The 23,297-nt window shown below is 64.1% G+C and carries 23 protein-coding genes and 1 pseudogene; 12 read left to right on the top strand and 12 right to left on the bottom strand.

Annotation, left to right across the window (positions count from 1 at the left end; all coding sequences use genetic code 11):
* Positions 1-3 precede the first annotated feature (3 nt).
* The 4 genes from ACGLHR_RS12460 to ACGLHR_RS12445 all read left to right on the top strand — a co-directional run bounded on the left by ACGLHR_RS12460 (position 4) and on the right by ACGLHR_RS12445 (position 3,498).
* Positions 4-219, top strand: coding sequence for a 2-hydroxymuconate tautomerase (locus tag ACGLHR_RS12460; RefSeq protein ID WP_318238477.1), 216 nt, complete (start codon positions 4-6; stop codon positions 217-219).
* 28 nt (positions 220-247) lie between these two features.
* Complete coding sequence (locus ACGLHR_RS12455) at positions 248-1,192, top strand: acetaldehyde dehydrogenase (acetylating) (RefSeq protein WP_400094128.1); 945 nt, start codon at positions 248-250, stop codon at positions 1,190-1,192.
* A 20-nt stretch (positions 1,193-1,212) separates the two neighbouring features.
* Entirely contained in the window at positions 1,213-2,250 is a 1,038-nt protein-coding gene (gene dmpG, locus ACGLHR_RS12450) for a 4-hydroxy-2-oxovalerate aldolase (RefSeq protein WP_400094127.1), read from the top strand.
* A gap of 156 nt (positions 2,251-2,406) precedes the next feature.
* Positions 2,407-3,498 carry a porin gene (locus ACGLHR_RS12445; protein WP_400094125.1) on the top strand — a complete coding sequence of 364 codons (1,092 nt, stop codon included), beginning with the start codon at positions 2,407-2,409 and terminating at the stop codon, positions 3,496-3,498.
* 184 nt (positions 3,499-3,682) lie between these two features.
* Here ACGLHR_RS12445 and ACGLHR_RS12440 read toward each other — a convergent pair whose 3' ends face one another.
* The 5 genes from ACGLHR_RS12440 to ACGLHR_RS12420 form a co-directional block, all read right to left on the bottom strand.
* A complete protein-coding gene (locus ACGLHR_RS12440; RefSeq protein WP_400094124.1) occupies positions 3,683-4,540 on the bottom strand; it encodes a fumarylacetoacetate hydrolase family protein in 858 nt (285 codons plus the stop codon).
* A 36-nt stretch (positions 4,541-4,576) separates the two neighbouring features.
* Positions 4,577-5,128 carry a VOC family protein gene (locus ACGLHR_RS12435; RefSeq protein ID WP_400094123.1) on the bottom strand — a complete coding sequence of 184 codons (552 nt, stop codon included), beginning with the start codon at positions 5,126-5,128 and terminating at the stop codon, positions 4,577-4,579.
* 44 nt (positions 5,129-5,172) lie between these two features.
* Positions 5,173-6,216, bottom strand: a complete 1,044-nt coding sequence (locus ACGLHR_RS12430) for a CDP-6-deoxy-delta-3,4-glucoseen reductase (protein ID WP_400094121.1) — start codon at positions 6,214-6,216, stop codon at positions 5,173-5,175.
* Between the two features lie 324 nt (positions 6,217-6,540).
* Positions 6,541-7,458, bottom strand: a complete 918-nt coding sequence (locus tag ACGLHR_RS12425; protein WP_400094120.1) for a LysR family transcriptional regulator — start codon at positions 7,456-7,458, stop codon at positions 6,541-6,543.
* Between the two features lie 128 nt (positions 7,459-7,586).
* Entirely contained in the window at positions 7,587-8,465 is an 879-nt protein-coding gene (locus tag ACGLHR_RS12420) for a LysR substrate-binding domain-containing protein (RefSeq protein WP_400094118.1), read from the bottom strand.
* A gap of 107 nt (positions 8,466-8,572) precedes the next feature.
* On the opposite strand from ACGLHR_RS12420, the gene ACGLHR_RS12415 reads away from it, so the two are divergent.
* The 4 genes from ACGLHR_RS12415 (at position 8,573) to ACGLHR_RS12400 (ending at position 12,615) form a co-directional block, all read left to right on the top strand.
* Positions 8,573-9,643: an alkene reductase gene (locus tag ACGLHR_RS12415; protein ID WP_400094116.1), complete on the top strand. Its 1,071-nt coding sequence runs from the start codon at positions 8,573-8,575 to the stop codon at positions 9,641-9,643.
* Positions 9,644-9,749: 106 nt separating this feature from the next.
* Entirely contained in the window at positions 9,750-10,334 is a 585-nt protein-coding gene (locus ACGLHR_RS12410; protein ID WP_400094146.1) for an isochorismatase family protein, read from the top strand.
* A 151-nt stretch (positions 10,335-10,485) separates the two neighbouring features.
* Entirely contained in the window at positions 10,486-12,081 is a 1,596-nt protein-coding gene (locus ACGLHR_RS12405; protein WP_400094115.1) for an MFS transporter, read from the top strand.
* A gap of 69 nt (positions 12,082-12,150) precedes the next feature.
* Positions 12,151-12,615, top strand: coding sequence for a MarR family winged helix-turn-helix transcriptional regulator (locus ACGLHR_RS12400; protein ID WP_400094114.1), 465 nt, complete (start codon positions 12,151-12,153; stop codon positions 12,613-12,615).
* 56 nt (positions 12,616-12,671) lie between these two features.
* On the opposite strand, the gene ACGLHR_RS12395 is transcribed toward ACGLHR_RS12400, so the two are convergent.
* The gene (locus tag ACGLHR_RS12395) at positions 12,672-13,571 is read right to left on the bottom strand and encodes a DMT family transporter (RefSeq protein ID WP_400094113.1); all 900 of its coding nucleotides are present in this window, start codon (positions 13,569-13,571) and stop codon (positions 12,672-12,674) included.
* A 125-nt stretch (positions 13,572-13,696) separates the two neighbouring features.
* Here ACGLHR_RS12395 and ACGLHR_RS12390 point away from each other — a divergent pair, with 125 nt between their 5' ends.
* The gene (locus ACGLHR_RS12390; protein WP_400094111.1) at positions 13,697-14,491 is read left to right on the top strand and encodes an AraC family transcriptional regulator; all 795 of its coding nucleotides are present in this window, start codon (positions 13,697-13,699) and stop codon (positions 14,489-14,491) included.
* A gap of 9 nt (positions 14,492-14,500) precedes the next feature.
* On the opposite strand, the gene ACGLHR_RS12385 is transcribed toward ACGLHR_RS12390, so the two are convergent.
* The 3 genes and pseudogenes from ACGLHR_RS12385 to ACGLHR_RS12375 all read right to left on the bottom strand — a co-directional run bounded on the left by ACGLHR_RS12385 (position 14,501) and on the right by ACGLHR_RS12375 (position 17,991).
* Complete coding sequence (locus ACGLHR_RS12385; protein WP_400094109.1) at positions 14,501-15,859, bottom strand: cobyrinate a,c-diamide synthase; 1,359 nt, start codon at positions 15,857-15,859, stop codon at positions 14,501-14,503.
* Positions 15,860-15,923: 64 nt separating this feature from the next.
* A complete protein-coding gene (locus ACGLHR_RS12380) occupies positions 15,924-16,625 on the bottom strand; it encodes a response regulator (protein WP_400094108.1) in 702 nt (233 codons plus the stop codon).
* A 405-nt stretch (positions 16,626-17,030) separates the two neighbouring features.
* Positions 17,031-17,991: pseudogene (locus ACGLHR_RS12375) on the bottom strand (LysR substrate-binding domain-containing protein).
* Between the two features lie 848 nt (positions 17,992-18,839).
* Here ACGLHR_RS12375 and ACGLHR_RS12370 point away from each other — a divergent pair.
* A complete protein-coding gene (locus tag ACGLHR_RS12370; protein WP_400094107.1) occupies positions 18,840-19,019 on the top strand; it encodes a hypothetical protein in 180 nt (59 codons plus the stop codon).
* 146 nt (positions 19,020-19,165) lie between these two features.
* Positions 19,166-19,534 (top strand): hypothetical protein, encoded by a 369-nt coding sequence (locus ACGLHR_RS12365; protein WP_318231642.1) that lies wholly within the window; start codon positions 19,166-19,168, stop codon positions 19,532-19,534.
* 3 nt (positions 19,535-19,537) lie between these two features.
* On the opposite strand, the gene ACGLHR_RS12360 is transcribed toward ACGLHR_RS12365, so the two are convergent.
* The gene (locus ACGLHR_RS12360) at positions 19,538-20,068 is read right to left on the bottom strand and encodes a hypothetical protein (RefSeq protein WP_400094105.1); all 531 of its coding nucleotides are present in this window, start codon (positions 20,066-20,068) and stop codon (positions 19,538-19,540) included.
* Between the two features lie 137 nt (positions 20,069-20,205).
* A complete protein-coding gene (locus ACGLHR_RS12355) occupies positions 20,206-20,358 on the bottom strand; it encodes a hypothetical protein (protein ID WP_400094104.1) in 153 nt (50 codons plus the stop codon).
* A gap of 236 nt (positions 20,359-20,594) precedes the next feature.
* Here ACGLHR_RS12355 and ACGLHR_RS12350 point away from each other — a divergent pair, with 236 nt between their 5' ends.
* Positions 20,595-21,767 carry an alpha/beta hydrolase family esterase gene (locus tag ACGLHR_RS12350; protein ID WP_400094103.1) on the top strand — a complete coding sequence of 391 codons (1,173 nt, stop codon included), beginning with the start codon at positions 20,595-20,597 and terminating at the stop codon, positions 21,765-21,767.
* 107 nt (positions 21,768-21,874) lie between these two features.
* Here ACGLHR_RS12350 and ACGLHR_RS12345 read toward each other — a convergent pair whose 3' ends face one another.
* Positions 21,875-23,182 (bottom strand): MFS transporter, encoded by a 1,308-nt coding sequence (locus tag ACGLHR_RS12345; RefSeq protein WP_400094102.1) that lies wholly within the window; start codon positions 23,180-23,182, stop codon positions 21,875-21,877.
* Positions 23,183-23,297: the final 115 nt, after the last annotated feature.

Raw genomic sequence — 23,297 nt, 5'->3', positions numbered from 1 at the left:
CATCTGAAATATGACAGGAGCAAGGCAATGCCCATCATGCAAGTCTTCCTGATGGAAGGCAGGACCGAGGAACAGAAAGCGCGCCTGATCGGCGCGCTCACTGACGCGGCGGTGGAGTCGATCGGCGCCCCGCGCGAAACCGTGCGCGTGCTGATCACCGAAATGCCCAAGGCGCATTTCGGCATCGGCGGCAAATCGGCCAGGGAATTGGGCCGCTAATGGACTGCGGCGGCAAGGGAGAGTCAGCATGGATATGAAAGCAGGCAAGCACAAGGTAGCCATCATCGGCTCGGGCAATATCGGCACCGACCTGATGATCAAGGTAATGCGGCATGGCCGCCATCTGGAGATGGGCGCGATGGTCGGCATCGATCCCGCCTCCGACGGCCTGGCGCGCGCCGCGCGGCTGGGCGTGCCGACGACCGCCGGGGGCATCGAAGGCCTGCTGGCGATGGAGAGCTTTGGCGATATCCGCATCGCCTTCGACGCCACCTCGGCCGGTGCGCACGCGCACCATAACCAGTTGCTGCAGCAGCACGGGGTGCGGGTGATCGACCTGACGCCGGCGGCGATCGGCCCCTATGTGGTGCCGGTGGTCAACCTGGATCAACACCTGGAGGCCAGCAACATCAATATGGTCACCTGCGGCGGCCAGGCCACCATTCCGATGGTGGCCGCGGTATCGCGCGTGGCGAAAGTGCACTACGCCGAGATCGTGGCTTCGATCTCCAGCAAATCGGCCGGGCCGGGCACGCGCGCCAATATTGACGAGTTCACCGAGACCACCAGCCAGGCGATCTGCTCGGTAGGCGGCGCAGCGCGTGGCAAGGCCATTATCGTGCTGAACCCCGCCGAGCCGCCGCTGATCATGCGCGATACGGTGTTCACGCTGTCCGATCCTGCCGACGAGGCGGCTATCGAGGCGAGCATTGCGGAGATGGTGCAGGCCGTGCAGGCCTATGTGCCAGGCTACCGGCTCAAGCAGCGCGTGCAGTTCGAACGCATTCCCGTTTCTGCGCCGCTGAACGTACCGGGCATCGGACCCGCCAGCGGATTGAAGACCACCGTGTTCCTGGAAGTGGAGGGCGCCGCTCACTACCTGCCGGCCTATGCCGGCAATCTCGACATCATGACTAGCGCCGCGCTGACCTGCGCCGAGCGCCTGGCCGAGACCAGCCTGGCAGCCATCTGACCGTGCACGAGGAGATAGACATGGATCTGAACAAGAAGCTTTATATCTCGGACGTCACCCTGCGTGACGGCAGCCACGCCATCCGGCACCAGTACAGCCTGGACCACGTGCGCCGCATTGCCGCCGCGCTGGATGCGGCGGGGGTGGACTCGATCGAGGTCGCGCACGGCGACGGCCTCTCTGGCTCGAGCTTCAACTATGGCTTCGGCGCTCATACCGATGTCGAGTGGATCGCCGCGGTAGCCGATACCGTGCGCCACGCCAAGGTGGCGACGCTGCTGCTGCCCGGAGTGGGCACGGTGCACGACCTGCGTGCCGCCTACGATGCTGGCGCCAGGGTGGTGCGCGTAGCCACGCACTGCACCGAGGCGGACGTCTCGCGCCAGCACATTGACTTCGCGCGCGAACTCGGCATGGATGCCGTCGGCTTTCTGATGATGAGTCATATGACCGATCCCGCTGCCCTGGCGCAGCAGGCAAAGCTGATGGAAAGCTACGGCGCGCAGTGCGTCTACGTGGTCGATTCCGGTGGGGCGCTGAACATGAGCGATGTGCGCGATCGTTTCCGCGCCTTTAAGGACGTGCTCAAGTCCGAGACCCAGACCGGCATTCACGCACACCACAACCTGAGCCTGGGCGTGGCCAACTCCATCGTCGCGGTGGAAGAGGGCTGCGACCGTGTGGACGCGAGCCTGGCCGGCATGGGTGCGGGCGCAGGGAACGCGCCGCTGGAGGTGTTCATCGCAGCCGCCAGCCGGCTGGGTTGGAAGCACGGCTGCGACCTCTACACCCTGATGGATGCCGCTGACGACATCGTACGCCCGTTGCAGGACAGGCCAGTACGTGTGGACCGAGAAACCCTGGCCCTGGGCTACGCCGGTGTTTACTCGAGTTTCCTGCGCCATGCCGAAGCCGCAGCAGCACGCTACAAGCTGAAAACCGTCGACATCCTGGTGGAACTGGGGAAGCGTCGCATGGTGGGTGGCCAGGAGGACATGATCGTCGATGTGGCGCTCGACCTGGTTACGCAGCGAGGCGGGGAACACGCCGAAGCTTAGCGACAGCCTTCGCCGTGGATTGACAGACCTGGCGAATTTCGGACGAGCCGGGTCATGCCGGCACGTACGGCTGGGCATATGCCACCTTGACGGAGGCCTGGTGGCGCTCTCGCAACGTCAGCCAATAACTATATGACAGCGAATGGAGGAGGAAACATGAGGATTCGTAAGATGGCCGCTGCGCTTCTGATGGCAGCTCCCGGATTGGCCGCCGCGCAGAACGTAACGTTATATGGCGTCGTCGACACCGGCATCGCCTTCGTCAATGGCGTCGGCCGGGCACGCGACACCCAAACCTTCATGCCTAGCCTGACCGGTACCGTTCCGTCCCGTTGGGGCTTGCGCGGGAGCGAAGACATCGGCGGCGGCAACAAGGCGATCTTCTGGCTGGAGTCTGGTTTCCTGCCAGACAGCGGTGCGTCGGGCCAGGGAGGGCGCCTGTTCGGCCGCCAGGCGCTGGTAGGCCTCTCCGGGCGCTGGGGGCAGGTGGCACTCGGGCGCCAGTACACGATGCTCTTCTGGGCCATGGCCGAGCCCGACATGCTTGGCCCAAATCTCTTTGGTTCCGGATCGCTCGACAGTTACATACCGAATGCGCGCGCGGACAATGCCGTGTCCTACAAAGGCACCTTTGGTGGCCTGACGGTTGGCGCCACCTACAGCTTCGGTCGCGACACGGTCAACGCCGGCCCGAGTCCGGCCGGCACCAATTGCGCGGGGGAGAACCCGGCAGACATGCGATCGTGTCGTGAGTGGTCGGCGCTCCTGAAATATGATGCGGCGCGCTGGAGCGTAGCGGCGGCCTACGATTCGTTGCGAGGCGGACCTGGTGCCTTTGCTGGCCTGACAAGCAGCGCCCTCACGGACGACCGGCTTTCCCTCAACGGGTATTTCATGGTGGGAGAGGCGAAGATCGGAGGCGGATGGCTGCGCCGCGACAACCGGGCCAGCGCGACGCTGCGCAGCGACCTCTATTACCTTGGGACATCCTACCCGATCACCCCGACGATCAGCGTCGATGCAGAGGCCTATCACCTTCGCTTTCACAACAGCCCGAACAAGGCATGGATGTTCGCGGGCCGCGGCACCTATGCGTTCTCAAAACGGACATCCGTGTATGCGACGGCAGGCTTTATCGACAATCTCGGAAACCTCGCTCTGTCCGTCAACAGTGGCCAGGCCGGTACCAACCCGGCGCCAGGTGGAAACCAGCTTGGCGCAATGGTCGGCTTGAAGCACATATTCTAGGCGAGTGGTTTTTGCACGGCGCCGGGGAGCGCGCATGGAGCCGCGTGAAGCGGGACGGCCGGAAGTGTTGAAATGTTGCTTAGAACAATTCCGGCCTATTCTGTTGTCAAAGCTCACGCACGCAAGCCGTTACCACCCTGGGTCTGTCACGTGCGCCGACGCGGCCCGCCAATCTCTACGCTGCTTACGCGATCGTGAACTCGAACTCGCCAATGTTTTCGATCCACTGCTTGACGACATCGCCCGGCTTCAGGAAGTCCATGTTCGGCATGCCGACCCCGGCCGGCGTACCCGTCAGGACAACGTCGCCCGGCAGGAGCGTGACGCGCGAGGACAGATGGGAGATCTGGTCGGCGATGTCGAACAGCATCTGATTGGTGTTGGAATCCTGCTTGATCTTGCCGTTGACCCACAGTTTCATGCTCAGGTTCATCGGGTCGCCGATGAATTGCGCAGGCGTGATGGCCGGACCCATCGGGCAGGAACCGTCGAATGACTTCTGGCCGATCCAGTCATAGCGGAAGGGCGAGGTCTCTGCCACTTCGGGGCGGAAGATGTGGTCGCGAGCGGACAGGTCGTTGGCGACGGTATAGCCAGCTACATGGTCAAGTGCTTTGTCCCGCGGCACATCCTTTGCAGGCTTGCCGATGACGACCGCCAGTTCCACCTCCCAGTCGAGCATCTTCGACTCGCCGGGCAGCGCCACCTTGCTGCCGGGACCCACCACGCTCGAGCCGGTCGCCTTGAGTGAGTGCCAGGGCTTCTCGCCGCTTCCCTTCGGATCGGCGTTGATGTTGAGCTTTAGACGCGCCTTCATTTCCTCTACATGGTCCTTGTAGTTCGCTCCCGCGAAATAGATGTTCCGCGGCGCCGGAAGCGGTGCAACCAGTTCGGCATGCTTCACGTCCTCTCGCTCGGCCAGATTGGGGCCAAGCGTCGCGAGTCTTGCGCAAGCGTTGGACCAGTCCGCGAGCACTTCGAGCATGTCGTTGTAGGCGCGGGATTGGTAGATTTTTCCGTTGGTCATCATGCCGGTGCGCACGCCATCGGGCACCTTGAAGGTAACGAGCTGGATCATTTAGTCTGCCTTTCCGAAGATATTGAGTTCAGGAAGCGCGTTGAGGTCGACCTTTTCGTCGTCTGAGAATCGGTCCCCGAAATCGAAGAAGTCGTCATGTTGGAATCCGTTAGCGTAGTACTGGATCTCCCACCAGTTGTGGTCCAGGTCTTCCAGGTAGAACGAGTACACGCTGTGCTGCTCTTGCGGTTCCAGCACCTGGCGGATCTTGTATTGGTCTTTGTACTTGAGCGCCGCCTGGTAGGCAGCGTCCACGCTGTCGCGCGACTTGACGTCCAGCCCCCAATGGTTAAGCACGTTGCAGGGATGGACCGCGTCGCCGACTTCCACGCACACAATGTGAAAGCGCATACCCAGGCGAACCGACATCGACGGTTTGGCGTGGCGGCGGCACTCCAGGCCGAGGAACTCCTCGTAGAACTTGCGGGACGCCTTCAGGCTGTAGCATTCCAGGGTGCCATGTCCCAGGCAGAAGGGCTTTACGAGCGAATCGCGCTCCGGGACGGGCACGGTGAAGTCCGCGGGAATGGCGTCTTCGATGTTGATTTCCATTGTGTTATCTCCTCCATATTGGCGGTCAGATCAAGCCGGTCAGCTCAAGCTGCGGCTTTCTGCCTGTCTGCTTCGTTGATGAAAGAATCGGCGTAGAACTCGCCTTCCGGAAGGCCGCACCGCACCGTAAAATCGCGGCGGGCGGAATCGACGACGACCGGCGCGCCGCAGGCATACACCTGACAGGCGGACATGTCGGGGAAATCTTCCATGACCGCCTCGTGCACGAATCCGCTGCGACCAGTCCAGTTGCATCCCGGGGTGGCGTCACTCACGACAGGAATGAACTTGATGTGGTCGTGGTCGGCGACCCATTTCTCGACAAGCGCAGCCATGTAGAGGCATGCGCGTGTGCGGCCGCCCCAGTAGAGGGTGATGGGACGCGTGTTTGCGCACACGATGCTGTAGTCGATGATGGACTTGATCGGTGCGAAGCCGGTGCCCGAAGCAAGCATGATCATCGGTTTGTCGCTCCGCGCGCGCCAGTAGAAGGACCCGAGCGGCATTTCCAGCATCATGGTTTCGCGCAGCCTCATCGTGCTGAACACGTGTTCCGTGAAGCGGCCACCGGGAACGAGGCGGACGTGCAGGTCGAACTGCCTCACACCTTCGCTGACGGGGGCGGTCGCGATCGAGTAGCTGCGCCGCGTGCCGTCCTTGAGCAGGAAGTCAACGTACTGGCCGGCCTTGAAGACGGCCGGCTCGTTGGGCGGCAGGCCGATGGTGACCAGCATGACGTCTGGCGCTACCCTTTCGAGATGCAGTACGCGGCACGGCAGACGGCGCACCGGGAAAGCTTCCCCGGGGTCCAGTTCGCGGACTTCGATGCTGCAGTCGCCGATGGCTTTGGCCGAGCACAGCAGCGCCTTGCCGGCGCGCTTGTCGTCGTCGCTGAGGTAGGTCGGGTGGACATTGCCGAAATCAACCTTGCCTTGCTTGACGGTGCCGCGGCAGGTGTTGCAGGCACCTGAGCGGCAGCTGTAAGGCATGAGGAGGCCGGCAGCCAGGCCGGCCTTCAGGATAGTCTCGCCGTCGTCGCACTGGAACTGGTTGCCACTGGGCAGCAGAGTGATCGTGTGCCTGGTCATGACAAAAACTCCCAAGCCACTGCAATCGGGGAATTGGGCGATGCCGTGGCACGCGCAGACATAAGCGCTGACGGCTGCAGGTCCGATGTCTTCATTGCGTCTCCTCCTTCTTCGGGAATGTGATGGGAGGTTAGGGCGCGACCCGCGGTGCGTCTATGCAGTAGCGTCAATGTAAGTTATTGGCGCAGTGAATACCGGGGGAAAGAAGTCGGAAAGAAGTCGTAAGGTGCGAGGCAGAAATCACCGGGATCAGGCCGGCTAGCGGATGAAATGTGCTCTGCAAGCATTAACAGAGCATTGATCCTGGCAATGTCGTCCGGAGTGTCAGGCAGAAAACAGGCTCTTGAACTGGGCGCGCAGCCACTGATTGGCAGGGTCGTGGTGATAGCGTGCGTGCCAGTACTGGAATATCTCGATATGCGGAATCTCGAACGGCAGGTCGAAGACCTGCACGGCGGCCGTTTCGCAGAACGCCTGCGCCAGCACGGACGGTACGGTCATGATCAGGTCGGTGCTGGAGATGATCTTCGGGATGCCGAGCGAATTCGCTACGCGCAACGCGACGCGGCGCCGCACGCCGTGTTTCATGAACTCCTGCGCGAGGAGCGCTTCCAGCGCGGCGTGATTGCCGAGTGTGGGCACGTAGGAGATGTGCGAGGCGTTCAGGTAGGCGGGGAGGGTAAGGGTCCCGTCTATATGGGGATGCCCCATGCGCGCAACGGCGACGTAATGACCTGTCGCCACGCGCTGGCGAAAAAAGTTCGGCCCGAAATCCGAGAAATAGCCAATCACAAGGTCGACGTCGCCATTGGGCATCGCCGCCTGCGCCTGCTGCGATGTCATTTCGATAGCCTCAAGGTCTACCCCGGGCGCAATCTCGGCGAAGCGGGTGACGATCTTCGGCAGGAAGACGCGTTGTCCCATCTCGTTCATGCAGATGGAAAAACGCCGGCAGGAGGTCATCGGGTCGAAGTGCCGCTTGTCCTCGATCGCCCGGCGGAGTTGTCCCAGCGCTTCCTGGACCTGTTCCGCCATTTGCAAGGCCAGCGGCGTCGGCCTCATGGCGCCGTCAGAACGCACGAACAGGGGGTCGCCGAAGAAATTCCGCAGGCGCGCGAGCGCGTTGCTCGTGGAAGGCTGGGTCAGCCCCATTTCCTCCGCGGCCCTGGACACGCTGCCAACGCGGATCATCGCATCAAAAACGAGCAAGAGATTCAGGTCCAGGGAGTAGAGCTTGTTCATCGTCGCATCGGGGGCGAATTGATGGTATCAATATTAGCTCGCGGCACGCGGAAGGAGGGCTGAGCCGCGGGCGCGTCAATCAGACTCCGGACGCGTTACGATCGATTGCGCCTCCGGGGAGAGGGGCGTTACTGCCCCAAGCGCTCCCGCAGGAACTCGATGAAACGCAGCGTCTTTGCGGGCAGCAGGCGCGTCTCGGTGATGGCATAGACGGGGAGTGGCGTTGCCTGCCACTGTGGCAGCACGCGACGCAGTAGCCCATTGGCCACGTCGTCGCCGATGATGGCTTCCGCCAATACGGCGATGCCGAGGTCGAGCGCGGCCAGGCGCCGGATCATGCCAACGCTGTTGAGCAAGAACCGGCCGCCGACCGCGACCTCAACCGTTTTCGTCGCGTCATGCAATGTCCATGCGCTGGCCTCCGTCGTGCGCAGGCGCAGACACTCGTGCCGCACGAGGTCGGCCGGCTGGCTTGGCTCGCCGAAACGTTCAATATATTGCGGCGAAGCGTAAAGATAGCGTGGCACGAGGGCTAGCCGGCGCGCGATCAGGTTCGAACTTGGCGGCTCCCCAATGCGGATCGCGACATCGACCGGCTCGGCCACCAGATCGACGCGCCGCGACGTGAGGTCGAACTCGAAGCTGATGCCGGGATAGCGGCTGGCGAATTCCGCGATCAGAGGTGCCAGGAAGACATTGGCGAAATCCACCGGCAGCGACGCGTGCAACACGCCGCTCGGCTGCGCCAGGAGCTCGCCGAGCTGCTCGTGCGCAAGCCGCGCCTCGTCGACGATGCGCTTGCAACGGTCGAAATAGATCTGGCCGGCCTCGGTTGGCTCGATCTTGCGTGTGGTGCGGTGCAGGAGCCGTAGCCCGATGGCCTTTTCCAGGGTGGTGATGCGGCGCGACAACGTCGAGTTCGGCATGCCGATTGCCTCCGCCGCACGGCGAAAGCTCTTCGCTTTGACGACCTCGACGAACAGGGCCATGTCGTTCAGCAGTTCCATCTTGATTGCTCCATTGGTGGATCAATCAATTCAATCTTGCCATATTTATCCCGCGGATGGTTTGCTGGATCATGCTCTACATCAACCAATCAACTTCGGAGCACAGCATGAACCAGCTATTCACCCCCATTCGCATCGGCCGCCATTCCCTGCCCAACCGCCTGGTCATGGCCCCGATGACCCGTTCGCGCGCCGATGACGCGGGCGTGCCAGGCGACGTTGTCGCCACCTACTACGCGCAGCGCAGCGGCGCCGGCCTGATCGTCAGCGAAGGCGTCTATCCCTCCGAGACAGGCAAGGGCTATGTACGGACCCCCGGCATCCACAATGACACCCAGGTGGCGGCCTGGAAGCGCGTGACCGAGGCTGTGCACGCCAACGGCGGACGTATCTTCATGCAACTGATGCACAGCGGGCGCATCTCCCACCCGTCGCTGCTGCCGGGCGGTGCGCTGCCGGTGGGGCCGTCGCCGATCAAGCCGGCCGGCCAGACCTGGACCGCCGACGGCCTGCAGGATTTCATCACCCCGCGAGCCCTGAGCGTGGCCGAGATCGCCGACGTTGTTGCGGACTACCGCCTGGCGACGCGCCGCGCCCTGGCAGCCGGCTTTGACGGTGTCGAACTGCATGCCGCATCGGGCTATCTGCCCGAACAATTCCTCTCGTCCGGCAGCAATCAGCGCCAGGACGAGTATGGCGGTTCCGTCGCCAACCGCGCCCGCTTTGTGCTGGAAGTGCTGGAGGCGATGGTGGCTGAGGCCGGCGGCGACCGCGTCGGCATCAAGATTTCGCCGGAAATGGGCTTCAATGACGTCATCGACGCCACGCCGCAGGAGACTTACACGTACCTGGTCGAGCAAATGCGCCGGCTCGATCTCGCGTACCTGCACGTCGCCCTGTTCGGCGCCAGCGTTGACTACCACGCGCTGCTGCGGCCGCGCTTCGATGGCGCTTACCTGGTCGGCGGCGGGCTCGATCAAACCGCCGCCGAGGCCCTCCTGGCTTTGGGGCGCGCCGACGCCACCGTTTTCGGTAGTGCCTTCCTGGCCAACCCGGACCTGCCCGAGCGCTTGCGCCAGGGCGCGGCGCTCAACGCTCCCGACAAGGCGACGTTCTACACGCCCGGCGCGCAGGGTTACACCGACTACCCCGCCTTGAGTGCGGAAGAAACTGCCTGAGGACTGCCGCCATGCCAGCCATAGCCCGCCTGCAGCGCGTAAACCATGGCAGCCGAGACCGGCAAGACCGTGCACATGCTGCAGTTAAAACCCTAGGAGAATCATGATGACTTACGAGAAATTCAGTGCCGACAATGCCGCCTTGCTGCTGATCGATCACCAGGTCGGCACCATGGGCTGGGTGAAATCCATTTCGTTCGAAGAGATGAAACGCAATGCGCTGATGCTGGCGCAGGCAGCTCGCATCCTGAAGCTGCCGGTTGTGCTGACCTCCAGCATGGAAGAGCACGCGCAAGGGCCGCTGCTGAGCGAACTGGAATCAATCCTGCCGTCCGAATTCGCTGCCCGCATCCAGCGGCTTGGCATCGTCAATGCCATGGATGACGACAATTTTGCCGCGGCTGTCAAGGCAACCGGGCGCAAGAAGCTGATCATTGCCGGTGTCACCAATGACGTGTGCACGGTCTATCCCGCGCTGAGCCTGGTGCGCGATGGTTTCGAGGTACAGGTAGTCGCCGACGCGGGCGGCTCGCCGAGCAAGATGGCCGACGACATCGCCCTGCGCCGGATGGAGCGCGGCGGCGTAACCCTGACCAGTACCAACCAACTGATCGCGGAACTTGCCGGTAGCTGGGCCACGCCAGAAGGTGGCCAGTTGGTACAGGTGCTGATGGGGGCGCTGCAAGCTTGAGAAAAAGCAGGTACCGAATGAAATCGTCCTGGCGGACCGGTTGATGGGAGCATCTTAATTCTCCATGTACTGCCGTGGCGTGGAAGCCACTCCCATTCCCCCAACCCTGTCCTATAATGATTGACTCCACAATCATTGATGGAACAACAAAATGATTTCGCAGCCTCGCGAGGCGCATAGCAGCGGGCAGGTGCTGCCATTCCGCGAATCCCTGCTGGCCATGCTGGGTATCGCGTTCGTGGTGATGTTGGTAGCACTTGATCAGACCGTGGTCGGCACCGCGCTGCCTACCGTGGTGGCGGAACTGCAGGGGTTCGAGTACTACGCCTGGGTGGCGACGGCCTATCTGCTGATGTCGGTGATCACGGTGCCGATTTTCGGGCGGCTGGGCGATTACTACGGGCGAAAGCCCTTCGTGATGGCGTCCATCGTCGTGTTCACGCTGGCTTCCGCGCTGTGCGGCATGGCGACTAGCATGCCGTTCCTGGTGCTGGCCCGTGGGCTGCAGGGCATTGGCGGCGGCATGTTGGTGGGCACTGCCTTTGCCTGTATCCCTGACCTGTTCCCCGATTCGCATGTGCGCTTGCGCTGGCAGGTGATGATGAGCGCGGCGTTCGGCATTGCCAACGCGGTGGGGCCGTCGCTTGGCGGCGTGTTGACCGAGGCCTATGGCTGGCGCTCGGTGTTCTACGTGAACTTGCCGGTGGGCTTGCTGGGGCTGTGGTTTGCCTGGCGTTACCTGCCGCACTTGCGCCAGCAGACCAATACCGGCGCGATCAAGGTGGATTGGCTCGGCGCGGCGTTGATCGGCGTGGGGCTGGGCGGCTTGCAGTTGTGCGTGGAGCTGATGCCCGAGCGTGGGTTTGGGCTGGTCACCGGCGGCTTGCTGGTGATGTCGGTGTGCGCACTGGTTGGCCTATGGCAATGGGAGCGCCGCACGCCGAACCCGATCCTGCCGCTGGAGATGTTCCGCAATCCAGGGCTGGCGCCGTTATTCCTGCTGGCCGTGTTCGTCGGCTTCGCGATGTTCTCGCTGCTGCTGTACGCGCCGCTGCTGTTCCAGGGTGGCTTTGGCTATTCGCCGAAGGAGGCAGGCGTGCTGGTGACCCCACTGGTGGTGTGCATCACGGTGGGCAGTATCATCAACGGGCGCATCATCACGCGCATCCGGCAGCCTAACAATATGCTGTATGCGGGATTCGCCATGCTTGCGCTGGCCTGCCTGGGCCTGTCCCAGGCGACGCGCGGGATGTCGCATCATCTGTTGCTGGGCATGATGTTGCTGTGTGGCTTCGGGCTGGGCTTCATCATGCCCAACCTGACGGTGTTTGCGCAGCAGACCGCGGGCCGCGAGCATCTGGGCATTGCCACGGCGATGCTGCAGTCGCTGCGCATGGTCGGCGGCATGATCGGTACCGCCGTGGTGGGCACGCTGGTCACGCGCAGTTACCTGAGTGGCGTGCACGATGCGCTGCAGAGCGCCGGTGCCGGCCAGTGGCAGGCGCACATGGCGGACCCGCAGATCCTGATCGACCGCGCGGCGCAGGCCAGCCTGCTGTCGCAGCTGGAGGCGGCCGGACATAATGGCGCCCTGTTGCTGGAGCAGGCGCGGCTGTCGCTGGTCGGGGCCATCCACATGGGGCTGGCGCTGGCCGCGGTGATCGCGGTGCTGGGCCTGTGGCGTTCGCGGCGGGTGCCGCCGATCAAGCTGGAGCGTGCCGTCAAGCCGGTCATGGCAACGGAGTAGGGCGCCGGGCTAGCCGATAATGTGGTGTGGTTGCCCGTCGCGTGACGGTGCCCCAAGCAGGAGACTGGAGTGGAATTGGAGCGTCAAAGCCTGGCTGTGCTACAGCAGTTCGGGCGAACTTACCGGGCCTATGCGGCGGCTTTCGAGCAGCGCATCGGCCATCCTTTGCCGCGTTGGCGCATTCTTTCCGCGTTGTACGCCCACGCCGGGCCCATCGCGCAGAAGCCCCTTGCCGACCGCGTCGGCATGGACCCGGGCGCGCTCACGCGCCAGCTCAAGGCGCTGCAGGAGCTCGGCTGGGTGGAGCGCAACACCAGCGAGCGCGACAACCGCGTGACCAACGTCACCCTGTCGGCGCTCGGCCATGGCATCGTGGAGCAGGCAATGCCGCTGCGCTCGGCGTTTCTGCAGGACGTGCTGGAAAACGTCTCCGAGACCACCATGCGTAATCTGTCCAAGGGGTTGGAGGAGCTTGAGGGCGGCATTGCCGAAGCGGTGCTGCGCACGCAGCAGGACAAGGCGGATGCCGTGTGAGCGCGGCATCAGTGATGAACCTGCCTTAACGACCCTAACGACCCTAACTGCCCTAACTACCCTTGAGGCCGAGCCAGTTGCAGCCGCAGCGGCGCCGTCCACACTTCGGCCAGCAGCACGCCCAACACCGTGAGCACCCCGCCGACCGCGTGATATGGCGCGAGCGATTCGCCAAGCAAGCCCGCTGCAATCAGCGCGGTGAGCAGGGGAATCAGGTTGAAGAACATGCTCGCGCGGCTCGGCCCGATGCGGGCGACGGCGTGCATCCATACCAGCGGCGCGACCATCGACGCCATGAGCCCGGCGAACCCTACCAGCGGGAGATTGGCAGCCGAGAGGCCCATCCTTGGCGTGAGCAGGTATAGCGGCAGCAAAGCGATGACCGCGACGACGATCTGCAGGTAGAGCAACTGCAATGCAGGCACGTCTTTCATGTTCCAGCGCTTGAGCAAGATCACGTAGACCGCGTAGGCCAGCATGGCCAGCAGCATCAGCGCGTCCCCCAGGTTGGCGCCGCTTGTCAGCAGGCTGCCCAGGTTGCCGGACGACACGACCACCAGCACGCCGGTAATCGACAGCATGGATCCCGCCGCGGCGCCAGCGGTCAGGCCCTGTCCCAGCAGCAAGATCGACAAGGCCAGCACCATCATCGGCGTGAGCGAGCCGATGATGCCCATGTGCGTGGCCGTGGTCATGTAGGCGGCGTAGTAGGCCAGGCACTGATAGGCCACCATGCCGAGCAGGCCCAGCACCGCGATCCGCCCCAATCTGGGCCGGATCGCTGGCCAGTTGCGCAGCACCGGGCGCAGCGCCAGCGGCGTGAAGAGCAGGGCCGCCAGCAGCCAGCGGTAGAAACTGATCTCAGCCGGCGCGATGGTGCCGGCGGCCATCTTGCTGACGACGGTGTTGCCCGACCAGATCACGACGGCCAGGAGCGGTAAGGCGTATTGCCACATGAGCGCTTTCTCTGATGTGTATGGAACGCTATCATGAGCGCGTCTGTGTTGATCTATATAGCTCGATTAGGACATATCGACCGGAATTCCGGACTCTGTGTAGCGACGATCCGATGAGCATGGCTATGGCTGACAAGCGGCGCTTTCTGCCGATCCTGGATGTCGAAGGGATGGAAGGCCCCTTCTACTTGCGTTACGACGAGTTCGGCGCCGATACGCAGGCACAGGCGCACAGCCATAGCTGGGGCCATCTGAACTACGCCGCGCACGGCGCGATGCAGATGGAAACCGAAGGCCTGCGGCTGCTTTCCCCGCCGCAGTACGCCATATGGATACCGCCAAAGGTCGTGCACAGCTGCACGTTGCGGCACGCGATCGTTTACCGCTCGATCTACATCGAGCCGGGCCTTTGCGCCGAGTTGCCAAGCGCGCCCTGCACGGTACGCATCAGCCCGATCATCAAGAGCGTGCTGGCCGACTTTGCCGCGCGCGATGTGCATGTGCCACGCACGCCGGCCGATCTCCGGCTGGCACATGTGGTGGTCGACCAGCTTGCCATGGCCCCGGTGCAGCGCTGCTACCTCCCGGCGGCAACCACGCCCGCTTTGGCCACCGTGCTGGAGGCACTGCAGGCCGATCCTGGCGACCATCGCTCGTTGGCCGAATGGGCAGCCAGCGTACACATGACCGAACGCACCCTTGCACGCCGTTGCCAGGTTGAGCTCGCCATGTCCTTCGGCGACTGGCGCCAGCGCCTGCGCTTCCTGCGCGCTATCGATGCCTTGGAGGCGGGCCGCAGCGTGCAGGAGATCGCGTTCGAGCTCGGCTACAGCACGGCATCCGCGTTTATCGCGATGTTCCAGCGCGAGGCTGGCGCCACGCCGGAGAAGTACCGGCGCGAGTTCTGCGTCATTGCGTGAGGTTTTTGCTCACCGCGTGCCGCTGAACAGCGCCGCAATGGCCAACGGGTTGGACGGGAAATACAGATGCGTGTAGGACGCCGTCAGCGTGCCCTGCCGGAACACCGCTTCGCCCCGCGACCCGTCGCGCGGCACGGTGGCGTGGCAGTACGGCGCCAGCGGGGTTTGCGCGCTGGAGTAATGGAAGGTGTGGCCGCGCAAGGTGCCTTCGGGCAGCGCCAGCTGTTGATGGCCGAGCGCGGCAAGGCGGCGTTGCATCGTGACCGTGCCGGGCAGCAGGCCGGCCACGGCATGGCTTTGCCCGTCCTTGTCGACCAGCGTCTCGAACAACGCCATCATGCCGCCGCATTCGGCGAGGATCGGCAAGCCACCGGCATGGGCGTGGCGCAGGGCGGCCAGCATGCCTGTATTGGCCGACAGGCGCGCGGCGTGCAGCTCGGGATAGCCGCCGGGCAGCCAGAGGGCGTCGCAGGCAGGCAAGGCAGCGTCGTCGAGCGGGGAGAAGAAGGCCAGCCGGGCGCCGAGCGCCTGGAGCGTATCCAGGTTGGCAGGGTAGAGAAAGCGGAACGCCGCGTCGCGGGCGATGGCGATGGTCTTGCCGGCCAGCAGCGGCGGCAGCACGGGCAGCGGGGGCGCCGCGGCGATCTCCACGGCCGCGGGCAGGGCGCCGATGGGTTGCCCGGCGAGTGCATCCGCGAGGCGATCCAGCCGCATGTTGAGGTCGGGCAGTTCATCGGCCGCCAGCAGGCCCAGGTGCCGTTCGGGCAGCGATGCCGCGTTGTCGCGCGCCAGCGCGCCGGCCCAAGCGATATGCGCCGGCAGGCTCTCTCGCAGCATCTCGGCATGCCGCGGGGAGGCAACCCCATTGGCGAGCACTTGCATGGATGCCAGCGGCTGGCCGTAGCCAGCGAGGCCGAAGGCCAGCGCGCCGAACGTCTGCGCCATCGCGCCGGCCTGGATCACGCTAAGCACCGGCAGGCCGAAATGGCGTGCCAGGTCAGCGCTGCTGGGCGTGCCGTCGTGCAGGCCCATGACGCCTTCCACCAGGATCAGGTCGGCTTCGGCCGCTGCCTGGGCAAGGCGTGCGGCGGCGTCTTCGGCGCCGGTCATCCACAAGTCGAGCGAGTGGACCGGCGCGCCGCTGGCGGCGGCGAGAATGGAGGGATCGAGGTAGTCGGGACCGCTCTTGAAGACCCGGACGGTGCGGCCCTGGCGGCGGTGCAGCCATGCCAGCGCGGCCGTCACCGTGGTCTTGCCCTGGCCCGAGGCCGGCGCCGCCACCAGCATGGCGGGCACGCGCAGGGGCCTTGCCGCATCGGATGAGGTGCCTGGAGCTGCGGGTGCGACGGCTGCGGCAAGGTTGGTCATGGCGACGACGGTGGCTGGCTAAGTGGCTGGGTTGGCAGAAGCGGCCGCCTGCGCGGCGCTGCGATTATAGCCAGTCGGAGTGGCCGGGCGGCGGGCTCTCCTGCGCGCTATCCAGGCTCGGCAGCACCAGCCCCTGCTGCGCGGCGAAGTCGAACAGCTCGCGTTCATTGCTGGCGCCCAGCTTGCGCATGGCGCTGTTTTTCTGGCGGCTGATGGTCTTGACGCTGCGGCTTAGCTGCCCGGCAATCCCGGTAACCGAGTTGCCACTGAGGTAGAGCCGCATGACTTCGGACTCGCGTACCGACAAGCACAGGGCGCCGGCGCGGCCGGGCGCGTAGTGGGCGCCGGACTGCTCCAGCACGCGCGCGGCGGATTCACCGATAAAGCGCAGCCCGCGCTCGACGCGGATGATGGCGGTGACCAGTTCGTCCAGCTGCGAGTCCTTGAGCAGGAGGCCATGTGCGCCCGCGTTCAGGATGGCGCGCAGGACCAGCGGGTTGGTGATCATGGTGAGCACCACCACGCCTAGCGCCGGAAAGTGTCGCCGCAGGTTGGCTAGCAAGCGGATGCCATCGCTCGCATTGCAGCACGGCATGTGGTAGTCGGTGACGACGATATCGGGCCGGAATACGCGTGCGGCCTGCAGCAGCTCGGCAGAGCTGTGGACATCCGCGCAGATCTCCCAGCCGGTCTGGCCCCGCAACTGGCTCCTGACTGCGAGCGTAATGGCGGGATGGTCATCGGCAATCAGGATTCTCAAAGGCATGGCAATGCTCCTGCGCAAGCGCAGGCATGCACGGTGTCCGGGGCGCACATGCCTGGCACAAGCTGGAAGGGCTTACGGCACGGATGCCGTGAACATGAAAAGTGAGTGCTTTCAATTCGAGCTGGGCGGCGCTTGCCGCAAGTGGATCGCGCTTTTGAAAAAGCGCGCCGCACGGTTTTTCGCCGGCGGCGCGAACAGCACAGGAACAAAGCACCTCCAGGCGCATGCTTTGCTCGGACGAACAGGAAGCAGGAGGTGCTTATGAAGCATAAGCGTCGGCTTCGGCGTCCGGCCTGAGACGATTCTCAATTCTTAGAGGAGGGAGCGGAAACCCTTATGGGCTGGCGCGCATGGCCAGCCACAAGCGGACACGCCGCGGCGCGGCGTGCTTGAGGGTCAGCAGGGTCAGGCTGCGTAGGCGGCGCTGCGCGTCTCGTGCGACTGATGACGGCGGTCGATGGCGCTGACCGGATCGTGCAGGACGGCGCTGCCGATCTCCATGATGGCGCGCAGCGCATTGCCGGCGCGGACCGGCGCCCAGAAATGCAGGGCGGCCCACTCCGGGAAGCTGCTGGGCGGCGCCAGCAGGCGCGTCTTGTGATTGCGTGTCACCAGCGGCACGTTGAAGTTCAGCAGCGGGCAGGTGCCGCCTGCCGCCTGCGGCAAGCAGCAACGCAACTTGCGTGTGCCAGGACGGCACCACGGTTTCCCGGTAGGCCGGATCGTGCGCGAGCCGGTTCAGGAAACCCTGCAGCGGACTGCCGGGCTCAGTGTCTTCCTGCAGCAGTATCCACTCGTGCCGGCCTTGCGCATCGTCGTGGCCGCCCGGCCGCACCACGCTGACCAGGCGGCGCGGCGTGGCCATGATGTTGTGCAGTGCAACGTTCTCGGGCACAAAGTGACTATCGACCACGAAGGCGCAGTCCAGCTCGCCGCTGCGAAGCTGGGTGGCCAGCGCGGCGTCGGCAAAGACCGGCCGCGTCATGAAGCGGTCATCCGGGAACTGCTCGCACAAGGCCGTGAGAATCTCGGTGATGACCGGATCGCCGATCGATGGCGAAAACCCGATCGAGATACGGCGGTGCGGGCTTGCCTCCTCGGTGGCGGGGGTAAGCGGGAGTACCAGGTGCGCCCATTTTGACAAGATCTGGCGGGCGGTCTGCTCCAGCCGCAAGGCATGCGCGGTAGGCTCCAGCGTGCCATTGCGCTTGATGAACAGCGGGTCGCCGGTGATTTCGCGCAGACGCGCGAGGCTGTAGGCAATGGTCGGAACCCGACCTTGCGTGCAGGCGGCGACGGCGCTGAGGTCACGATATTCCATCAACAAAACGAAAACGTGCAAGAGCTTGGTGCTGACATGCCGCATGGTGACTTCTCCCGATTCGAAACTTGTTCTTTTGTTCTCTTTCTGTGTTGCCGCCAAGGCCATAACGCACCTGCTGTGCTGGGTAGCTGGGTAGCTGGCATATCTGGCCTATTACCGTGCTGGGTCTGCCATGCCTGGCCGTGAGCACTGGGGCCTGCACAACGTCGGTACATCCGCAAGGCGTGGCGGTCTTCAAAATCTCCCGGCCAAACTGGGGAAACTACGACGCAGTGCTGCTTGCATGTGGCCCGGTATATAGGCAGCAACGCTGAAAAAATGACTAGCCGACCGGCTTCGCGTTGCGCTTATCGTCGCCAGTCTGCACCGGGGCGCGAGGCCCGGTTGCTGGAGATCGAAATTTAGTTAATGCTAGACAAGATTAATGCAGAACTTTGAAACTTGCCAGTGGCCTTGTCAAAGTTATTCCATAAAACCAGCTCAAAAAATGCTCATTGTTCGGACATGGGGACATTGAAGATATTCGTGTCCTGCGCTTCATAACCTCATGTAACTAGGTGCGTTATGCACCGAAAAACGGTCTTTTTTTCGCTTGCATGATTTTTTTGCGGTTGTGTGACAGTGGAAAGGCGAGTCAGAGAATCAGGAAATGGGATATAAAATTTTGGCAATTCGTTCTGTTTTCTTGATCGTGGTTTTCCAGATTGGTATGCGTTAACGCTGGATTTCAAGAATGTTTATATCGAGAATTTAAAATGTTGAATTGCTTTTCCGGTCATGGGTGATATGCTCACAGATTGGCTTGCGCCGCCGTAAGTTGCGGGTCATGCGGGGCTGGCCTCGCGGCGGGTTGCCTCTCCAATTTGCTTGACTTAGCGACGCTTCCTTCTATGGCTGGCGCATCAAATACGGCCCAGGGCGCTGGCAGCGCAGCGCGCGACAGCCGCAAGATGCGCGACCTGCAGGACGAAAACACCCGCCTCAAGAGTATGCTTGCAGATGCGCTGCTCAAGCTGGAGTTGCTGGGCAATCGCACGGGTCGGGCCGGCAACGGCAAGGAACGAAGCTAAGCCGGGTTCGTGCCTGCATTGCCGGCGGCTGCCGCCACCTTAGGAGGGACATCGGAAACATGCGGTTTTTCGGTATCAGCCGGCAGGGCGACCCCTGGAACATCGTCATGGAAGGCGCAATGCGCCCCCGCTGTGGAGAACTGAAAATGAAACGGGCTTCGATCGTCTTGGCTACCGCACTGGGCCTGGGGCTGCTTGCGGGCCAGGCTGCCACTGCCGCCGCGCTGGAAGTGCCCGCGCCGATGGTCGCGCCGCCGCCGCCGCGGCTCTTGCTGGATCCCGCCACCGACAATGCCGGGCCGGCAGCGGACGGCACCCTCACGCCATCCCAGCGCACCCGCTGCCAGGGTTTGCTCGACAAGATCAATGCCCTGCCCGCGGGAGCGCAATGGACCACCGGCAAAGCCACGGTGACCAGAGCGGATGGCAGCACCCATCCCAATATCGAGCGGCAAGCGGAGCGCAAGAAGCTCGACGAGGCGTATCGCCAGGAATGCGCCCAGGAAAGAAAATAGTCTCTATTTGGGTCCGCAGCGGTCCGGCGTAATCGTGACCTCTCCCAGCGGTTGGTTGCCGATTCCGGCGTAGCGATAGTTCAGCGTGACGCCCAGCCGGCCCAGCACCGGCACGTCCGGGTTGCGGCAGATGCCGCGCTCGAGCACGGGGCGGGCACTTGCCATGAACGCCAGGGTACCCTCGCGGCTCGCATCCACGCCAACCAGGCTGAGGCGGAACTGCACGCGCTTGCCGGGCGCGACGCTGCATCCCTCCAGCCGCGTTGCGGCGTCCAGCGTGAATGGCCCGGCGCGAGTCAGCTCCTGGCAAGCCGTGTTGAGTTCCGTGTCGGAACTGGCCACGCCGCCAGTGAGGCGCGTCACGCCGCTCATGCCGGTGCTCCTGCCATCTACCGTGCCTAGCAGCAGTCTCGCCAGCGTCGACAGCGAAGCCGGAGCGTTGGCCTGCGCGGCCACCGCTGGCGCCAGTCCGGTCACCATCAGGAAGCCAAGCGGCGCCAGGCCCGCGCGCACCGCGAAAGGAAAGTCCCGCATAGAGATACAGATACCGGAAACGATGTCGACCGCCAGTGGCATAGCCGCAGGGTGATCTCCCCCTGAGGGCTACCCCGCATACGGCGGCATAGCCTGAACATAGCCGCGTTTGCACGGCCTTGCTGTCAGTGTCTGTCCTACGCAACCGAGGCGCGGATGCCTCTGGTGGTGTCTAGCCGGGCCTGGATTGCGACCAGCGGGGTCCGCTCACGCGAGGCATTGCGGCGCAACGTGTTGAGCATTGGCTCGCGGTACTCGGCGCTGAGCAGGTGGGCGCGTGCCGTCTCCACGGGTATAACCGCATGCCTTCTGCTGCTATCTCTTAGCGATCTGCATTCTTTCGCCGTCCGAATTCAGTGTCTTGGTGTCTACGGACGTTTTGCCGAAGTGCATAGGCGAGCGCATGGCGGATTAGATGGAAGATTCTAATGTCTGCGTTGCTTAACATGTGATGAAAAAGCGACAACTATCCCGGGTTGCTCGTGTGCTATGCTGCATCGCAACAATGTCGATAGCAGGAGTCTTCATGACCAAGAGCCTTTCGGCCGACTGGCATGCGCAGCTCCGGCAGATCAGCCGGGCGCAACCCCAGTCCGCGCACCATCTCAGAACGTGGTTCAACCGTATCGCTACGCTTAACCCCGCAGCGCCCCGTCTTCGGGCGCGCTCGCCGGCGCCGCTGCCTTTGCCGCCGCGCCACCCCTTGCCCGGAGAATGGGCTTCACACCACCACCGCCTCGCGCCGCTGCCGGGCGAACTGGTCCCACGCTTGCCCTACTGGCTTTACGTGCCTTCCGGCGCGCCCAAGCGGCCCATGCCGCTGGTGGTGATGCTGCATGGCTGCCGGCAGAAGCCGGAAGACCTCGCGGCGGGTACGCGGATGAACGCCCTCGCCGAGCGCGAAGGCTTCATGGTGGCCTATCCCCAGCAGCCCCTGCGGCGCCAGATGCAGCGCTGCTGGCAGTGGTTCGACCTGGGTGCCAAGGAGGGCGGCCGCGAGGCGCAGGCGCTGGCGGTATTGATCGATGCGCTGGCGGCCAGGCGGGACGTCCGTGCCGACCAGGTGTACCTGGCGGGCTTGTCCGCGGGCGCCAGCATGGCGGCGGTGGTGGCCTTGCGCTATCCCGAGAGGATCGCTGCCGTGGGCCTGCATTCCGGTGTCGTGATCGGCGCGGGCCACACGGCCGGCGACGGCCTGCGTGCCATGCAGCATGGCACGGAAGCCGACCCGGCGATGCTGCTGGATGCCGCTGGCGTGACCCCGGGCGGACCGAAGATGCCGGCCATCGTGCTGCACGGCATGGACGATGAGGCGGTACATCCCATCAACGCCCGCTTGCTCGCACGCCAGTTCCTGGCCTACAACGGCATGAGCGACCGGGTCGAGGAGCGGATGAACGGCGCCGCGGTGCGGCACCTCACCGGTGCGGAGCAAGAAGCCGCCGCTATGGCGGGTGCGGATGCGGGTGCGGCGCAGGTTGACGGCGCCAACGGCCATCCCGCCAGCGCGCTGCTGCCGGCCGGGGACTACCTGGAAGCCAGCTTTGGCACCTGGAACCGCGAACTGGTCGAACTGTGCGAGGTAGCCGGCCTCGATCACGCCTGGAGCGGCGGCGATGGCGACTACCCTTACCATGCGCCGATCGGCCCCGATGCGAGCGCGTTGATGTGGGAGTTTTTCAAGCAGCATCGCCGCTAGTGCTGGCTAGCGCATGGGCGTAAAAAAAGGAGGGCGCGGATGCGACCCTCCTTTTTTTCATGGCCGGCGCCTGGCTCAACACGGGCGCGCAGCAGCAGCGATCAGGCTCAGGCGAGCGAGCGGTCCTTGACGAACAGTGCCGTCACCATGCCCAGCAGGCACAGCGCCACCACGTAGTAGGCGGGGGCCAGCGGATCGTTCTTGAGCATCAGCGTCACGATCATCGGGGTCAGCCCGCCGAAGATCGCGTACGACAGGTTGTACGAGAACGACAGCCCGGAAAACCGCACCTGGGCCGGGAACGCCTTGACCAGCACATAAGGTACTGCGCCGATGGTGCCCACGAAGAAGCCGGCCACCGCGTACAGCGGGAGCAGCAGGTCCGGGCGCGTGTGGAGTGTACTATAGAGCACATACGAGCTGATGGCCAGCAGCAGCCCGCCACCGAACAGGGTGACCCGGGGGCCTACCTTGTCGGCCATCAGGCCGGCCACCACGCAGCCGATCGTCAGGCACAGAGTGGCCACGCTATTGGCGACCAGCGCGGTGCGCGCATCGAAGCCATAGATCTTCTGCAGGAAGGTGGGCGTCATCAGGATCACCACCACGATGCCCGCGGACAGCATCCACGTCAGCAGCATCGATACCGCCACCGCGCCGCGGTGATCGCGCACCACCGTCTTGAGCGGCATTTCCGCGGCCAGCGCCTTGCGCTTCTGCAGCTCGGCAAACACCGGGGTTTCGTGCAGCCAGCGGCGCAGGTACATGGAGCCGATGCCGACGCCGCCCAGCAGGAAGGGCATGCGCCAGCCCCAGTCGATCAGTTCCGCCGGGGTGAAGATGGTGTTGACGCCGGTGGCCACCAGGGAGCCCAGCAGGATGCCGGCGGTCAGGCCCGCGGTCAGCGTGCCGCAGGCATAGCCGGTGCGGCGCGCGGGCACGTGCTCGGAGACGAACACCCAGGCGCCGGGCACTTCGCCGCCAACCGCCGCGCCCTGCATCACGCGCAGCAGCAGCAGCGCCACGGGCGCCAGCAGGCCGATCGCTTGGTAAGTCGGCAGCAGGCCCATCAGCAGCGTCGGCACCGACATCAGCAGGATCGACAGCGTGAACATCTTCTTGCGGCCAAGCAGGTCGCCGAAGTGGGCCATGATGATGCCGCCCAGCGGGCGCGCCAGGTAGCCTGCGGCAAAGATGCCGAAGGTCTGCAGCTGGCGCAGCCAGTCCGGCACCGACGGCGGGAAGAACAGCTGCCCGATGACGGTGGCGAAGAAGACAAAAATGATGAAATCGTAGAACTCGAGCGCGCCCCCGAGGGCGGCCAGGGCAAGCGTCTTGTAATCCTGTCCGGTCAGCGGGCGCGCTTGAAGGCTGCGCGCGCTATCTGCTCCGACAGTACTGCTGGTGGTAGACATGAGGGGACTCGCATGGAAATTGATCGCATGCGAAGCGTGCAACACGGTTGACGTGGAGGGTTCTGGCCGGAGGGTACAGCGCGGGAGAAGCAGGCACTAAGTGGCGGATAAGCCG

Source organism: Cupriavidus sp. CuC1 (genome assembly GCF_044627735.1).
In the GTDB taxonomy this organism is placed as follows: domain Bacteria; phylum Pseudomonadota; class Gammaproteobacteria; order Burkholderiales; family Burkholderiaceae; genus Cupriavidus; species Cupriavidus ulmosensis.
This window is presented reverse-complemented; position numbering and strand designations above follow the sequence as displayed.

What these genes read in the sequence shown, in the direction of transcription:
- ACGLHR_RS12395 (WP_400094113.1), bottom strand. Translation starts at nt 13,571, where the DNA reads ATGTGGCAATACGCCTTACCGCTCCTGGCCGTCGTGATCTGGTCGGGC.
- ACGLHR_RS12360 (WP_400094105.1), bottom strand. Translation starts at nt 20,068, where the DNA reads ATGCGGGACTTTCCTTTCGCGGTGCGCGCGGGCCTGGCGCCGCTTGGC.
- ACGLHR_RS12365 (WP_318231642.1), top strand. Translation starts at nt 19,166, where the DNA reads ATGAAACGGGCTTCGATCGTCTTGGCTACCGCACTGGGCCTGGGGCTG.
- ACGLHR_RS12435 (WP_400094123.1), bottom strand. Translation starts at nt 5,128, where the DNA reads ATGGAAATCAACATCGAAGACGCCATTCCCGCGGACTTCACCGTGCCC.
- ACGLHR_RS12415 (WP_400094116.1), top strand. Translation starts at nt 8,573, where the DNA reads ATGAACCAGCTATTCACCCCCATTCGCATCGGCCGCCATTCCCTGCCC.
- ACGLHR_RS12370 (WP_400094107.1), top strand. Translation starts at nt 18,840, where the DNA reads ATGGCTGGCGCATCAAATACGGCCCAGGGCGCTGGCAGCGCAGCGCGC.
- ACGLHR_RS12445 (WP_400094125.1), top strand. Translation starts at nt 2,407, where the DNA reads ATGAGGATTCGTAAGATGGCCGCTGCGCTTCTGATGGCAGCTCCCGGA.
- ACGLHR_RS12385 (WP_400094109.1), bottom strand. Translation starts at nt 15,859, where the DNA reads ATGACCAACCTTGCCGCAGCCGTCGCACCCGCAGCTCCAGGCACCTCA.
- ACGLHR_RS12405 (WP_400094115.1), top strand. Translation starts at nt 10,486, where the DNA reads ATGATTTCGCAGCCTCGCGAGGCGCATAGCAGCGGGCAGGTGCTGCCA.
- ACGLHR_RS12345 (WP_400094102.1), bottom strand. Translation starts at nt 23,182, where the DNA reads ATGTCTACCACCAGCAGTACTGTCGGAGCAGATAGCGCGCGCAGCCTT.
- ACGLHR_RS12425 (WP_400094120.1), bottom strand. Translation starts at nt 7,458, where the DNA reads ATGAACAAGCTCTACTCCCTGGACCTGAATCTCTTGCTCGTTTTTGAT.
- ACGLHR_RS12350 (WP_400094103.1), top strand. Translation starts at nt 20,595, where the DNA reads ATGACCAAGAGCCTTTCGGCCGACTGGCATGCGCAGCTCCGGCAGATC.
- ACGLHR_RS12455 (WP_400094128.1), top strand. Translation starts at nt 248, where the DNA reads ATGGATATGAAAGCAGGCAAGCACAAGGTAGCCATCATCGGCTCGGGC.
- dmpG (WP_400094127.1), top strand. Translation starts at nt 1,213, where the DNA reads ATGGATCTGAACAAGAAGCTTTATATCTCGGACGTCACCCTGCGTGAC.
- ACGLHR_RS12430 (WP_400094121.1), bottom strand. Translation starts at nt 6,216, where the DNA reads ATGACCAGGCACACGATCACTCTGCTGCCCAGTGGCAACCAGTTCCAG.
- ACGLHR_RS12420 (WP_400094118.1), bottom strand. Translation starts at nt 8,465, where the DNA reads ATGGAACTGCTGAACGACATGGCCCTGTTCGTCGAGGTCGTCAAAGCG.
- ACGLHR_RS12380 (WP_400094108.1), bottom strand. Translation starts at nt 16,625, where the DNA reads ATGCCTTTGAGAATCCTGATTGCCGATGACCATCCCGCCATTACGCTC.
- ACGLHR_RS12410 (WP_400094146.1), top strand. Translation starts at nt 9,750, where the DNA reads ATGACTTACGAGAAATTCAGTGCCGACAATGCCGCCTTGCTGCTGATC.
- ACGLHR_RS12390 (WP_400094111.1), top strand. Translation starts at nt 13,697, where the DNA reads ATGGCTGACAAGCGGCGCTTTCTGCCGATCCTGGATGTCGAAGGGATG.